Here is a 13,558-nt window from a genome sequence, read left to right as displayed (position 1 = left end):
CTCACCTGGTCGTCTCCTTCGTCGTGTTGTCCTTGAGAGCGAGGAAAACCAGGAAGCCGGCCGCGAAGCCGACCACCCAGTTGTAGTCGTAGAGCGGCTTGAGGAACGGAATCAGGCCGCCAGCGGGGAACGGTCCGCCGTAGGCGCCACCGACCGCGAGCACGCCGCCGACGAGCGTCGCGACCACGGCCCGCCAGTTCCAGCCGCCGTTGAACCAGTACGCGCCGTGCCCGTCGAGGTAGAGGTCCCGCAGGTGCAGCCGGGTCTTCTTGATCACCCAGTACCCGGCGACGAACACCCCGGCGACGCTCGCCAGCAGGCCGCCGTAGAACCCGAGCCACGCGAAGATGTAGATGCCCGGGTCGGAGATCAGCCGCCACGGCTGGATCAGGACCCCGACCACGCCGGTGATCAGGCCGCCGACCGCGAACGTGATGCGCCGCGGGAACGCGTTCGAGAAGTCGTAGGAGGGGCTGACCACGTTGGCCGCGAGGTTGGCCGAGATCGTCGCCAGCACCAGCGACAGCAACGCGATCAGCACCAGCAGCGTGTTGTCGAAGCGGGACGCCAGGTCCGCCGGGTCCCAGATCGCCTCGCCGTAGAGCGCCTGCGCCCCCGACGTCGTCAGGATCGCCACGATCGCGATGAACGACATCGTGGTCGGCAGCCCGAGGACCTGCCCGGTGACCTGCTTCTTCTGACTGCCACCGAACCGGGTGAAGTCGGGCATGTTGAGGCTGAGCGTCGACCAGAACGCGATCATGCCCATCAGCGAGGGGAAGAACACCTTCCAGAAGTCCGGTCCCCACCCGAGCCTGCTGTCGCTGTGCAGGATCGGCCCGAACCCGCCGGCCTTGACCAGCACGTACCCCAGCAGGATCAGGAACCCGACGCTGACCAGCGGCGCCGTCCAGTTCTCGAACCGCCGGATCGCCTCCATGCCGCGCCAGATCACCAGCATTTGCACGACCCAGAACCCGAAGAAGCACAACCACAACGTCCACGGCTGACCGCCCACTTCGGACGCTTTGACCCACCCGTCGCCCGCCAGCCGGCCGATGATCACGTGCAGCGCCTTGCCACCCACCCAGGTCTGGATGCCGAACCACGCGCACGCGATGAACGCACGCAGCAGCGCCACCAGGTTCGCGCCCCTGATGCCGTAGAACGCCCGCGCGAACACCGGGAACGGGATGCCGTACTTCGTGCCCGCGTGGCTGTTCAGCAGCATCGGGACCAGCACGATGAGGTTGCCCAGGGTGATCGTGAGGAACGCCTGCACCCAGTCCATCCCCAGCGCGATCAGGCTCGCGGCGAGCGTGTAGCTGGGGATGTTGTGCGCCATGCCCATCCACAGCGCGAAGAAGTTGTACGTCGTCCACGTCCGCTGCTCGACCGGCACCGGCGCGAGCTCGGGGTTGTAGAACCTGCTGTCCCGGATGGGACCCACGTCGCTCAGCTCGACGCGGCCATCGGGTGTGACCTGGGGCGATGAGACCTCAGCTGCCATCGTTCAACCCCCTGTTACGCTGCTGAAACAACGCCCACGCGGTCGGTTCCATCCCGGAATCCTGGGTCCGGCGTCAGGTGCGTGGCAGTGTCAGAGTGTCCACGCTTCGCATGATCGGCGCACATTGTGTGCGTTGCGTGCCAGACTCGCCGCATGGGGATCTCCAGACGGACCCTGGTGCTCGGCGGCGCGGGCCTGGCGGGAGCGGGCGTGGCCGGAGCCCTGACACCGCGCGGCCGCCGTTTCCTCGGCTGGACCGGCCCGGACGGCGTGGTGCCCGACGTGCCGCCCGCACCGGTGTCGCCGACGCCGTGGGGTGCGTGGATGGGCACCGCCGGACCTGTCGTGCTCGTGCTGCACGGCCGCGGCGGCAGCGTGCGGTGGTGGGAGGACTTCGGCCTGCCCCGCTTCCTCGCCGCGTCCGGGTTCGAGCTGCGGTTCGCCGTGGTCCAGGGCGGTGAGGACTACTGGGTGGACCTGGTGCCGCCGGTGCCGTTCGAGGCGTGCCTGGGCATCTCCATGGGCGGCTTCGGCGTGCTCGACATCGCCACCCGTCAGCGGCCGCGGGCGGTGGCGGCGATCAGCCCGGCCCTGTTCGGTTCGTGGGAGGACGCCGCGCACATCAACGGCTTCGCCTCGCGCGAGGTCTGGGAGGCCCACGAACCGCTGCGGCACGCCGCGTCGATCGACTCGCCGGTCGGCATCTGGTGCGGCCGCGAGGACCCGTTCCACGACACGGCCGCCGAGCTGGCGCGCACGGCGCGGGCGCAGGTCGGTTCCTTCGACCACGGCGCGCACGACACCGGCTACTGGCGCCGCGTCCTGCCCGAGGCGGTGCGGTTCATCGGCGAGCACCTCGCAGGCCACCGGGCAGGTGCTTGAGCCGCACGACCGCCGTGCCCGCCTTCCGGTCGTGCCACGTCCGCGTGCCCCGCAGGTCCAGCGACTCCACCGCCGACAGCGCGACCAACGCCAGCCCGCCGGCCAGCAGCAACGGCCCGAGCCACCCCGTCCACCCGGCGCCCAGGTGCTCCCCGGCCACGACCCACGGCTGCTGCCACCCCAGCGCCGCCGGCAACGCCGGCTCCCGCCACCCGAGCCCGGCCAGCACCAGCGCCACGCCCGCACCGGGCACCGCGGTGGTGACCAGCGCGCGGGCCAGCACCCTGCTGTTCCGCAACCCGGTGGCCGGGCCGACGACCCGCAGACCGGTCAGCGCCTTGCCGAGGGTGGTGAGACGGAGCAGCGCCGCGTCGTAGAGGACGGCGGCGGCCACGACCACGACGGGTTCGTGGACCAGCGGCCACGACACGACCAGCACGAGGAGCCAGTCGAGCAGGCGGGCGAGGAGCCGACGAACGAGCATGACTCACGCTATGCGCCGGAAAGTCGCCATAAGTTGCCAGTTCAAGGCCAGATCGGGTCAGCTCGTCCGCTCGGTGATCTCCGCTGCCCGGAGCAGGTGAGCGGCAGCCTCGTCGTGGCGACCGGCGCCACGCAGCGCATCGGCCATGCCGCTGTGCAGGCCCACCAGGTAGGTGGGGTCGGAGGTGACGACCGCGGGCGTGTCCAGCGCGACCTCGTAGTACGCGATCGCTTTCGCGTAGTCGCCCAAGCCCAGGTGGACGAGGCCCAGCACCGAGGAGAGCGCGGCCACGAGCGCCTCGTCGCCGTGCTCCGACGCGAGACCCAACTCCGCCTGCGTGCGTGCCACCAGGCCGACCTGGTGGAAGGTGAGCGAGACATGAGACCTGGCGTGCGCACTGCTGATGAACTCGCTCGACGCACCGATCAGCCGCGCCGCACGGGCCACCGCCGAATCCCAGCCGGTCTCGGTCAGGTTGACGGGCCTGGTGGCGACTCCGGTGCGCAGTCCGATGAAGTCGGTCAGGGCCCACGCCAAGACGACCGACTCGGCGGTGCGGCCGGACTCGCGGGCCATCGCGGCGACCGCGGTCAGCGTTCGGACGTGCTCCTCGAACCACACGGCACCCGGCTCGCCGAAGCTGGTGATCGTCGCGAGCGCGCGCTGCCCGAAAGCCCGGATGAGCCGGTCCTCGGCGGCGGCGCGGCCGGCGGCGGGCTCGGCCTCGGCGCGTTCGGTCGCGTAGGCGCGGATCAGGTCGTGGAACCGGTTCTGGTGGTCGACCAGGCTGGCCGTGCGCAGCTCGCGCAGCAACCGCTTCGCCACCGCCGGGCCGAGCTCGGCGAGCGCCGCCGCGCCGTCCACGGTCAGCGTGTCGCCGGGGTGCAGCGCGAGCAGGCGGAAGAAGCGTTGCTGCTCGGGTGAGAGCTGCTGGTGGGACAGGTCGAACGCGGCGCGCACGTCCCTGTCGTCGTTCACCAGCACGCTCAGCCGGGCCTCGCGGAACTCGCCCGCCCAGTCGTTGCCAGGATCGCTCGCCCGCAGCGCCCGCATGATCGACAACGCCAGCGGCAGCCGCCCGCACAACCGCGCGAGCCCGGCGTCGCCGACCAGCGCCGTCGCCTCGGGTTCGCCGAGCACCCCGAGGTCGAGGAACACCGCCCCGTCCAGGCCGGTGAGGCGGTGCCGGCTGGTGACCACGACCTGGTGGCGCGCGAGGAGCAGCGGCCGGACCTGCGCGGCAGTGGAGGCGTTGTCGAGGACGACCAGCATGCGCTCGCGACCGGCGACCTGTGAGCGGTAGAGGGCGGCCCGGTCGGCCTCGGCGGCCGGGACGTCGACGACGCCGAGCGCGCGCAGGAACGAGCCGAGCGCGTCCGAGGCGGTGGTGCGGCGGGCGTCGTCGTAGCCGTGGAAGTTCCAGAACAGCCGGCCACCGGGGAAGTCGTGCTCCTCGGCGTGCCGCAGCACCAGCTCGGTCTTGCCGACACCGGCCAGGCCCGACACCACGACCAGGCCGGCGTCAGCGAGCGCGGACAGCTCCCCGGCCCGCCCCACGAAGAGCGGAGAACTGGGCGCGAGCCCGTCCAGCGCGGTCAGCGGCATGGCGGCGGCCGCGGTGGTGACGTGCACACTGCCGATGTGGCCGGCCTGCACGACCTGCCCGTGGTTGACGTGCACCTCGTTCACCGCAACAGTGTGCCATTCTCCTTCTGGCACAACGGGAATTCCACGCGGTCAACGCCCGAGCTCGGCCACCCACCGGCCGTTCAGCCGCCCGACCGACCGCGCGGCCAGCCCGTCCGTCTCGAACGCCAGGACCTCGGACGGCGTCAACGGCCACGGTGGACCGTCCGGCTCCGGACCCTCGTCCCGCGCCACGGCGAGCACCAGCAACGTCGACCCCACCAGCGACGCCACGCGGGAGGTCGCCTCGGCGTGCAGCGAGACCGGCAACGCCTGCACGGTCATGTTCTCCACGACGAGGTCGAACGCCCGGTGCCACGCGGCGGGCGGGTTCAGCAGGTCGGCGACCTCGTAGGAGACCCGCGAGTCCGGGAACCGCGCGCGGGTCGCGGCGATCGCGCTGGGGGAGATGTCGAACGCGGTGACGTCGAAACCGAGCGTGGCGAGGAACTCCGAGTCACGGCCGTAGCCGCAGCCCACGACGAGCGCGCGCTGCCCGGTGCCGTCGCGCCCGGCGGCCCAGGTGACGAGGTCGGGTTGCGGGGTGGTCTTGTCCCAGGGGACGGCGGCCGTGCCGGCGTCGGCCTCCGCGTAGAGGTCTTCGAACCACCCGGAAGGGTTGGCGGCGGCCAGGCGGCGGGCGTCGTCGTCAGCGGACATGCACCCGTTCTACCCAACCGGCCCGGGAACCGGGGGTGGAACGGGCTAACGGGCGGCGCGGGCCGCCGCGACGTAGTCGAGCAGCCCGTCGTCCGCCGGCCACCCCATCTGCGCGCTGATCGCCGCCCTGTTCTCCTCCCACGACCGCTGCGCCGCCGCCTTGATCGCCGGGTCGTCCCCGGTGAACCGGGCGCCCAGCGCGTCCCACCGCCGCGACAGCTCGACGACGCGCGGGTCGGTCGCGGGGGTGCCGTCGGCCAGGTGCCGGCACAGCTGCGCGACCAGCTCCAGCCACGACGCCTTCAACGCCTCCACGGCCTCACCGCCCATCGCGGCGGCGCGGGTGCGCAGGTCGGACAGCTGGTCCGCGGTGAAGTAGCTCTCGTACACGGACATCATCTCCAAAGTGGACAGAAGGGACTCCGGTGAGTCCTCGGTGAGCAGGGCCGCGATCCGGGAGCGCAGTGCCTCCACCCGGTGGGCCTGCCGGGTCAGGGCCGCGAGCTGGGCCTCGAACAGCGGGCGCAGCGAGTCCGAAGAGGACAGTGCGGACCGCACCTCCGCCAGGGAGAGGCCGAGCTGACGCAGGGATCTCACCTGATAGAGGCGGCGGACGTCGGCGGGCGTGTACCGACGGTGACCGGACGTCGTGCGTTCGGACGCGACGACAAGGCCGATCTCGTCGTAGTGGTGCAGGGTCCTGATGGTCAGGCCGGATGCTTTGGCCAGGTCACCGATGCTCCAACGGGTCACACCACGACCGTAGGACCTCCCGCCGCGTGAGGTTCAACCCTCGATCACACCATCGAGCGGATAAACCACCGGACCGAACGTGCCGATGAGAACGAAGATCGGTCCCCAAAAACCAGATTGAGGAAAACTGTGTCTCGTTCCGGACTGTTCCGTGCCGCTGCCCTGCTCGCCGTCGGTGCCGCCCCGCTGCTGGCGGGTACGGCCCACGCGGACGAGCTCTCCGCGGTCGACGGCGGCGTGCCCGACGTCGGCGCGGACAAGCTGATCACCGACGCCACGCAGCACGTCAAGTCGCTGGGCAAGACCGTCAAGCTGCCGACCGTCACCGCGCCGGTGGGTCAGCGCACGGCGCAGCTGTCGGTCCCGCAGGAGCGGACGCTGCCCAGCACTGCCGCGCCCGAGCTCGGTGCGCTGCCCGGTCTGTCCAGCCTGCCCGGCACGGACTCGCTGCTCGGCGGCACGCACTTCGGCGACCTGCAGACGCCGCACGCGTCGGACCTGCCGACCAACACCGTGCTCTCCGGCATCCTGCCGACGATCAACGGCTGAGCAACGCCTCCCGGCGGATGGGCCCGTGCCGACGCGGTCACGGGCCCATCTCGTGCACCAGCAGCGCCACGTACAGCGACAGCACCGACTCCGGGTCCTCCAGCGACACGCCGAGGACCTGCTCGATCCGCGCCAGCTGCTGGTAGTAGGCGGTGCGCGAGAGGTGCGCGGCCGCCGCGGCCGCCGACTTGTTGCCGCCGTTCTCGCACAGGCACCGCAGCAGCTCCACCAGGCGTGAGCCCTGGGCGGCGTCGCGCGCCAGCAACGGCCCCAGCTCGCGGTCCGCGAACGCGCGCACCCGCTCGTCCTCCCGCAGCAGGTGCAACAGCCCGCGCAGCCGGACGTCGGCGAGCCGGTGGTACAGCTGCGATCCCGGCGCCCGCAACGCCGCACCGGCCACGTGCGCGGCCTCGCCGAGCGACCGGCGAACGTCCGTTGTGGACGACACGGTCGTGCCCACCGCGATCACCACGGCACCGGCCGCCGTCCGGTGGATCTCGCGCGCGACCTTGCGCAGCACGCCTTCCACGCCCACGGTCATCGGCACGGACAGCAGCGCCCGCACCGACGTGTCGTCCACGACGCCGACCAGGGCCGCGACCGTGACCCGCCGCCCGGCCAACGCCGTGGCCTCGGCGAGGTCACGCAGGACCTCCTGTGTCGCAAGCGTTTGCCCGAGTCCGACGGACACCGGCCGGACCGCCACGCCGATCAGCTGGCGGCGTTCCAGCGGCACCCCCAGCGCCGCCGCCCGCGCGCCCAGGTCGGGTGAGGCGGGGGACTGGCCGAGCAGCTGCGCCAGCAACGTCCGGTGCGTCTGCCGTTCCAGCGACTCCCGGTCGCGCGCCACGAGCCGGTGCACTGCCAGCGCGGACGCCGCCCGTTCGGCCACGACGACGTGCCGGTGCGGCGGTGGTTCCGGCGACACCAGCACCAGCCGCCCCCAGTCCGCGCCGCGCGCACCGACGATCGTCACCAGCCACCCCGAGCCCGCGTGGTAGGACGTCCGCTCGGTCACCGTCACCGCGCGCGACCGCGCCGCCCAGTCGTCGAGCAGCAGCACCGGGTCGTGCCCGGCCGCGTCGTAGGCCAGCACGTCGTGCCCCAGCGTCTCCAGCACGACCGCGAGCCCCGACGTCCGCGCCACCTCGCGCAGCACCTCGGACGGCTCGGCGCCCGCGACCGTGAGCGCCGTGAACGTCTCGTGCACCTGCTCCGCGGCCCGCAGCTCGGCCAGCTGGGCGTCCACGATCAGCCCCACGACCGCCTCCGTCACAGCCACGTACCGCGTCTCGGTGGCCAGCGTCACGAGCGGCAACCCGTGCTGCTCCGCCGCGGCCACCAGCGCGGCGGGCACGTCGTCGCGCCACCGCCGCCCCAGCTCCACGACCAGTCCCGCGCACCCCACCGCTGCCAGCTCCTCGACGTAGCGGGCCAGCCCCGACTCGGGCAGCATCACACCGGTCGTCAGCACCAGCTCACCGCCGCGCAGCAGCGGCGCGATGTCCGCGATCTCCGCCACGTGCACCCAGCGGACCCGGCGCGACAGGCCGGCCGACCCGGCCACCAGGCGTGGCTTCCCCTGCCGGATCACCGGGAGGGCGACGACTTCGGCGACGGTCGGGTACATGGACACAACGTAATGCCGACCAGCCGATCCGGGTACAGGTTGTACATGGCGGCGGACCGGCCACCGCAGCAGACTCCCGAGACAGGTGGAGACCCCTGGAGGACGTGATGGCCCACAAGGAGCTGCTGGCACGGCACCGCGCGGTGATGCCGAAGTGGCTGGCCCTCTACTACGACGAGCCCATCGAGATCGCGAGCGCCAGCGGGCGCCGGGTGACCGACCGCGAGGGCACGACCTACCTCGACTTCTTCGCGGGCATCCTGACCAACGCCATCGGCTACGACGTCGCCGAGATCAGCGACGCCATCCGGTCCCAGCTCGACACCGGCGTGCTGCACAGCTCCACGCTCTACCTGATCAGGTCCCAGGTCGAACTGGCCGAGAAGATCGCGGAGCTCAGCGGCATCCCGGACGCCAAGGTGTTCTTCACCAACTCGGGCACCGAGGCCAACGAGACCGCGCTGATGCTCGCCACGCAGGCCCGGCGCAGCGAGCAGGTGCTGGCCCTGCGCAACAGCTACCACGGCCGTGCGTTCGCCACGGTCGCCATCACCGGCAACCGCGGCTGGTCGGCGTCCGCGCTCTCCCCGATCAAGGTCAGCTGGGTGCACGGCGGCTACCGCTACCGCGGCCCGTTCCGCGCGCTCAGCGACGCCGACTACGTCAAGGCCTGCGTCGACGACCTGCGCGAGATCATCGAGACCACCACGTCCGGCGACGTCGCGTGCATGATCGCCGAGCCGATCCAGGGCGTCGGCGGCTTCACCTCGCCCCCGGACGGCCTGTTCCGCGCCTTCAAGGACGTCCTGGACGAGTACGGGATCCTCTTCGTCTCCGACGAGGTGCAGACCGGCTGGGGCCGCACCGGCGAGCACTTCTGGGGCATCCAGGCGCACGACGTGGTGCCGGACGCCATGACGTTCGCCAAGGGCCTGGGCAACGGCCTCGCGATCGGCGGCGTGGTCGCCCGCGGCGACCTGATGGACACGATCAACGCCAACTCGATCTCCACGTTCGGCGGCAACCCCGTCTCCACGGCCGGCGCGCTCGCGACCCTGGACTACCTGCTCGGCCACGACCTGCAGGCCAACGCCGCCAAGCTCGGCTCGCGGCTGCTCGGCGGCCTGCGCGAGCTGGCCGAGAAGCACCCGGTGATCGGCGACGTGCGCGGCAAGGGCCTCATGATCGGCGTCGAGCTGGTCGGGCCGGAGGGCGAGCCCAACGCCGCCGCCGCCACGACCGTGCTCAACGAGGCCAGGGCGCTCGGCCTGCTCGTCGGCAAGGGCGGCCTCTACGGCAACGTCATCCGCCTCGCCCCGCCGATGACGCTGACCGGGGACGAGCTCGAAGAGGCACTCGGCATCCTCGCGCAGGCGGTGGCGAAGGCATGACGGAGACCGGGATGATCAGGCACTGGATCGGCGGCAGGCACTGGGAGGCGGCGCCGGACCGCACCGGCGACGTCTACGACCCGGCCACCGGCAAGGTGGCCAACCAGGTCGCGTTCGCGTCGGTGTCCGAAGTGGACAGGGCGGTCGAGGTGGCCGCGGAAGCGTTTGCGCAGTGGCGCAACGCTTCCCTGGCGCAGCGCTCGACGGTGATGTTCAAGTTCCGCGAGCTGCTCAACGCGCGCAAGGGCGAGCTGGCCGAGCTCGTCAGCTCCGAGCACGGCAAGGTGGTGTCCGACGCGGCCGGCGAGGTGCAGCGCGCGCTGGAGTCGGTCGAGTACGCGTGCGGCATCCCGGCGTTGCTCAAGGGCGGTTTCAGCGAGAACGCCTCCACGAAGGTCGACGTCTACTCGATCCAGCAGCCGGTCGGCGTGGTGGGCGTGATCTCGCCGTTCAACTTCCCCGCGATGGTGCCGCTGTGGTTCGTGCCCACCGCAATCGCTTGCGGCAACACCGTGGTGCTCAAACCGTCCGAAAAGGACCCGTCGGCGTCGGTCCTCATCGCAGAGCTGTTCGCCGAGGCGGGCCTGCCGGACGGTGTGCTGAACGTCGTGCACGGCGACAAGGTGGCCGTCGACCGGCTCCTGGAGCACCCGGTGGTCAAGGCGATCTCGTTCGTCGGCTCCACGCCGATCGCGCGGTACGTCTACGAGACCGGCACCGCGCACGGCAAGCGCGTGCAGGCGCTGGGCGGCGCGAAGAACCACATGGTCGTGCTGCCCGACGCCGACCTCGACCTGGCCGCCGACGCCGCGGTCTCGGCGGGCTTCGGCTCGGCGGGGGAGCGGTGCATGGCCATCTCGGTGGTCGTGGCGGTCGGCCCGGCCGGCGACGAGCTGGTCGAGAAGATCAAGACGAGGATCGCCGACGTGCGGGTCGGCTCCGGTCCGTCGTGCGAGATGGGCCCGCTGGTCACCGGCGCGCACCGGGACAAGGTGACGTCCTACCTGGACGCGGGCGTCTCCGCCGGTGCCTCGCTCGTGGTCGACGGCCGCGACCACCCGGTCGAGGGCGACGCGAGCGGGTTCTGGCTCGGCCCGACGCTGTTCGACCACGTCGGCGCGGACATGACGATCTACACCGACGAGATCTTCGGCCCGGTGCTGTCGGTCGTGCGCACGGCGACCTACGAGGAGGCCGTGGAGCTGGTGAACAGCAACCGCTACGGCAACGGCACCGCCATCTTCACCAACGACGGCGGTGCCGCGCGCCGCTTCCAGAACGAGGTCGAGGTCGGCATGGTCGGCGTGAACGTGCCGATCCCGGTGCCGGTGGCCTACTACTCGTTCGGCGGCTGGAAGGAGTCGCTGTTCGGTGACGCGCACGCCTACGGCCCGCACGGTGTGCACTTCTTCACCCGCTCCAAGGTCGTCACCTCCCGCTGGCTGGACCCGTCGCACGGCGGGGTCAACCTCGGGTTCCCGCAGAACACCTAGCCTCGGGCGAGGTGGGCAAGAGACGCGTCTGCGCCCTGCTCGACGCGCTGGCGGCTACCTGCTCGCGCGTGCCGCCAGCGCCTCCGGGATCGGGTCGTAGCGCGAGAACCTGCGGGTGAACGTGCCGGTGCCGGACGTCAGCGCGCGCAGCTCGATGGCGTAGCGCAGCAGCTCGCTCGACGGCACCTCCGCGCGGATCACCGTGCGCCCGCCCTCGTCCGACTCGGTGCCGAGCACCCGGCCACGCCGCCCGGACAGGTCTCCCAGCACGGTGCCGAGGTGCTCGTCGGGAAGCCGGATGGCGACCTCGTCCATCGGTTCGAGCAGCTGCGTGCGCCCGGTGGCCGCGGCCTCCTTCAACGCCAGCGCGCCCGCGGTCTGGAACGCCGCGTCCGACGAGTCGACCGAGTGCGCCTTGCCGTCGACGAGAATGACCCGGACGTCGACCACCGGCGTGCCGTCGTGCAGCCCCTTCTCCAGCTGCGCGCGGACACCCTTCTCGACCGAGGGGATGAACTGGTTCGGCACCGCGCCGCCGACGATCCTGTCGACGAACTGGAAGCCGGAGCCACGGGGGAGCGGTTCCACGACGATGTCGCACACCGCGTACTGGCCGTGACCTCCAGATTGCTTGACGTGCCGGCCGTGCCCCTTCGCCGTTCCGGCAAAGGTTTCGCGCAACGCCACCCGCACCGGTTCGGTGTCGATCTCGGCGCCGCCCGCGCGCAGCCTGGCCAGCACCACGTCCGCGTGCGCCTCGCCCATGCACCACAGGACCAGCTGGTGGGTCTCGGCGTTGCGGTCCAGCCGCAGCGTGGGGTCACCGGCGACGAGACGGTTGAGGTTGCGAGCCAGGTTGTCCTCATCGCTGCGTGTGCGCGGCACGACCGCGACAGGCAGCAACGGCTCCGGCATGTCCCACGGCACCATGAGCAGCGGCTGTTCCGGCGCGGACACGGTGTCACCGGTCTCGGCGGTGGTCAGCTTGGTCAACGCACACATGTCGCCCGCCACGCAGTACGGCACCTCACGCAGGTTCGCGCCCAACGGCGAGTAGATGTGCGCGACGCGTTCGTCCGTGTCGTGGTCCTCGTGCCCGCGGTCGGCCATGCCGTGCCCGGAGACGTGCACCGGCCGTTCGGGCCGCAGCGTGCCGGAGAAGACGCGGACCAGCGACACGCGGCCGACGTAGGAGTCCACGGCGGTGCGGACCACCTCGGCGACGAGCGGCCCGTCCGGGTCGGCGGCCATGCGGGGCTGCGGAATGCCGTCGATGGAGGTGACCTCGGGAACCGTGTGCTCCAACGGCGACGGAAACGCCCGCGCGATCCCGTCGAGCAGCTCGGTCAACCCCATCCCGGTGGCGGCGCACACGGGCATCACGGGGTGGAAGGAGCCGCGCGCGACAGCGGTCTCCAGGTCGGCGATCAACGTGTCCTGGTCGATGTCCTCACCGGCCAGGTACCGGTCCATGAGCGTCTCGTCCTCGCTCTCGGCGATGATCCCCTCGATCAACGCCGCACGCTCCTCCGGGTGGTCGCCACCCTGCGTCAGCAACCCGACGAGCCGGTCACCCTCCGGCACGTACAACGGCACCACCCCGGCACCGAACGCCGCCTGGCACGCCAGCACCTCCGTGCCGAAATCGGCACGATGGTGGTCCGTGCGCGTGATGACAACAGCACGCGGCATGCCCACCAACGCACACTCCTGCCACAACGCCACCGTGGCCGCATCCACACCCTCGAACGCGTTGACAACAAAAAGGGCCGCATCCGCGGCCCGAAGCCCTGCCCTGAGCTCACCCACGAAGTCGACGTATCCGGGCGTGTCAATCAGGTTGATCTTGACGTCCCCGTGCTGCACCGGCGCGACCGCGAGCCCCACCGACCTCTGCTGCCGCACCGCCGCCGGGTCGTGGTCGCAGACGGTCGTCCCCTCGGTGACCGACCCCGCGCGGGTCAGCACACCCGTGGCAGCGAGAAGGGCCTCGGTGAGCGTCGTCTTGCCCGAGCCGGACGGACCGACGAGCACGACGTTGCGGACCTTGGCCGGGTCGTCCACAGCGACCGCGCCTGCCGATGTCCCGTTGTCGGAGCCCTTGCTTCCCATGGCGACCTCCGTCAAGTCGTAGTGTTCGATCTCACACCCGTTCACCTCGTCGTACAAGTGCGGGAACCCAAGTGGACGCCTCCGTGCACGCGCCACCACCCAGCCGGGCCGACCTCGTGCCGGTCGTTCGTCGTGGGGCCGTTTCGGCGGGGGTGGAGGGTGGGGTGCTGGGGCTGGGACCTGGTGTTTTGGGCGCGGGCGGCCCGGTGTGGGGTTGGGGTGGTCGGGCTTGGGGTGTGCACCCGTGGCGCGGTCGCTGGGCGGGGCGGCTGGCGGGTGGAGCGGCGGGTTAGCGGGTGAAGCGGCCCGGCTGAGGCTTGCGGACCCCGTTGCCAGCGCGGCGGGTGAGTTGCTGGCGGGTGGAGTGGTCCGGCTTGGGCGTGTGGCCCCCGTTGCCAGCGCGGCGGG

11 protein-coding genes are annotated in these 13,558 nt (G+C 71.6%); 4 read left to right on the top strand and 7 right to left on the bottom strand.

What is annotated here, in order from left to right:
• Window position 1: 1 nt before the first annotated feature.
• Complete coding sequence (locus ADL03_RS16085; RefSeq protein WP_231641919.1) at window positions 2–1,450, bottom strand: NCS1 family nucleobase:cation symporter-1; 1,449 nt, start codon at window positions 1,448–1,450, stop codon at window positions 2–4.
• Window positions 1,451–1,663: 213 nt separating this feature from the next.
• Here ADL03_RS16085 and ADL03_RS16080 point away from each other — a divergent pair, with 213 nt between their 5' ends.
• Complete coding sequence (locus ADL03_RS16080; RefSeq protein ID WP_053734274.1) at window positions 1,664–2,392, top strand: hypothetical protein; 729 nt, start codon at window positions 1,664–1,666, stop codon at window positions 2,390–2,392.
• On the opposite strand, the gene ADL03_RS16075 is transcribed toward ADL03_RS16080, so the two are convergent.
• The 4 genes from ADL03_RS16075 to ADL03_RS16060 are packed head-to-tail and all read right to left on the bottom strand — an operon-like array spanning window position 2,352 to window position 5,975.
• Window positions 2,352–2,876, bottom strand: a complete 525-nt coding sequence (locus ADL03_RS16075) for a hypothetical protein (protein ID WP_053734273.1) — start codon at window positions 2,874–2,876, stop codon at window positions 2,352–2,354. The genes ADL03_RS16080 and ADL03_RS16075 overlap by 41 nt on opposite strands.
• 57 nt (window positions 2,877–2,933) lie before the next feature.
• The gene (locus tag ADL03_RS16070; protein ID WP_053734272.1) at window positions 2,934–4,565 is read right to left on the bottom strand and encodes a tetratricopeptide repeat protein; all 1,632 of its coding nucleotides are present in this window, start codon (window positions 4,563–4,565) and stop codon (window positions 2,934–2,936) included.
• A gap of 48 nt (window positions 4,566–4,613) precedes the next feature.
• Window positions 4,614–5,222: a bifunctional 2-polyprenyl-6-hydroxyphenol methylase/3-demethylubiquinol 3-O-methyltransferase UbiG gene (locus tag ADL03_RS16065; protein ID WP_053734271.1), complete on the bottom strand. Its 609-nt coding sequence runs from the start codon at window positions 5,220–5,222 to the stop codon at window positions 4,614–4,616.
• Window positions 5,223–5,267: 45 nt separating this feature from the next.
• Window positions 5,268–5,975 (bottom strand): MerR family transcriptional regulator, encoded by a 708-nt coding sequence (locus tag ADL03_RS16060; protein WP_053734270.1) that lies wholly within the window; start codon window positions 5,973–5,975, stop codon window positions 5,268–5,270.
• A 129-nt stretch (window positions 5,976–6,104) separates the two neighbouring features.
• Between ADL03_RS16060 and ADL03_RS16055 the strand changes: the two genes are divergently transcribed.
• The gene (locus ADL03_RS16055; RefSeq protein WP_053734269.1) at window positions 6,105–6,524 is read left to right on the top strand and encodes a hypothetical protein; all 420 of its coding nucleotides are present in this window, start codon (window positions 6,105–6,107) and stop codon (window positions 6,522–6,524) included.
• Window positions 6,525–6,561: 37 nt separating this feature from the next.
• Here the strand turns inward: ADL03_RS16055 and ADL03_RS16050 are convergent, their stop codons facing one another.
• Window positions 6,562–8,154, bottom strand: coding sequence for a PucR family transcriptional regulator (locus ADL03_RS16050; protein ID WP_053734268.1), 1,593 nt, complete (start codon window positions 8,152–8,154; stop codon window positions 6,562–6,564).
• A gap of 107 nt (window positions 8,155–8,261) precedes the next feature.
• On the opposite strand from ADL03_RS16050, the gene ADL03_RS16045 reads away from it, so the two are divergent.
• Together ADL03_RS16045 and ADL03_RS16040 are read left to right on the top strand one after the other, a co-directional pair.
• On the top strand, window positions 8,262–9,545 hold the full coding sequence (locus tag ADL03_RS16045) for an aspartate aminotransferase family protein (RefSeq protein ID WP_053734267.1): 1,284 nt from the start codon (window positions 8,262–8,264) through the stop codon (window positions 9,543–9,545).
• Entirely contained in the window at window positions 9,542–11,038 is a 1,497-nt protein-coding gene (locus tag ADL03_RS16040; RefSeq protein ID WP_053734266.1) for a CoA-acylating methylmalonate-semialdehyde dehydrogenase, read from the top strand. Before ADL03_RS16045 ends, ADL03_RS16040 begins: the two co-directional genes overlap by 4 nt.
• 54 nt (window positions 11,039–11,092) lie before the next feature.
• Here the strand turns inward: ADL03_RS16040 and ADL03_RS16035 are convergent, their stop codons facing one another.
• On the bottom strand, window positions 11,093–13,150 hold the full coding sequence (locus tag ADL03_RS16035) for an elongation factor G-like protein EF-G2 (RefSeq protein ID WP_053734395.1): 2,058 nt from the start codon (window positions 13,148–13,150) through the stop codon (window positions 11,093–11,095).
• Window positions 13,151–13,558: the final 408 nt, after the last annotated feature.

Source organism: Nocardia sp. NRRL S-836 (assembly GCF_001279525.1).
GTDB lineage: Bacteria > Actinomycetota > Actinomycetes > Mycobacteriales > Pseudonocardiaceae > Lentzea.
The sequence above is the reverse complement of the archived record's forward strand: the minus strand, read 5'-3'. Positions and strand labels throughout refer to the sequence as shown.

Bases quoted from the DNA above. Each gene is read 5' to 3' on its own strand.
- ADL03_RS16045 (WP_053734267.1), top strand. From the start codon at position 8,262: ATGGCCCACAAGGAGCTGCTGGCACGGCACCGCGCGGTGATGCCGAAG.
- ADL03_RS16065 (WP_053734271.1), bottom strand. From the start codon at position 5,222: ATGTCCGCTGACGACGACGCCCGCCGCCTGGCCGCCGCCAACCCTTCC.
- ADL03_RS16035 (WP_053734395.1), bottom strand. From the start codon at position 13,150: ATGGGAAGCAAGGGCTCCGACAACGGGACATCGGCAGGCGCGGTCGCT.
- ADL03_RS16050 (WP_053734268.1), bottom strand. From the start codon at position 8,154: ATGTACCCGACCGTCGCCGAAGTCGTCGCCCTCCCGGTGATCCGGCAG.
- ADL03_RS16080 (WP_053734274.1), top strand. From the start codon at position 1,664: ATGGGGATCTCCAGACGGACCCTGGTGCTCGGCGGCGCGGGCCTGGCG.
- ADL03_RS16075 (WP_053734273.1), bottom strand. From the start codon at position 2,876: ATGCTCGTTCGTCGGCTCCTCGCCCGCCTGCTCGACTGGCTCCTCGTG.
- ADL03_RS16040 (WP_053734266.1), top strand. From the start codon at position 9,542: ATGACGGAGACCGGGATGATCAGGCACTGGATCGGCGGCAGGCACTGG.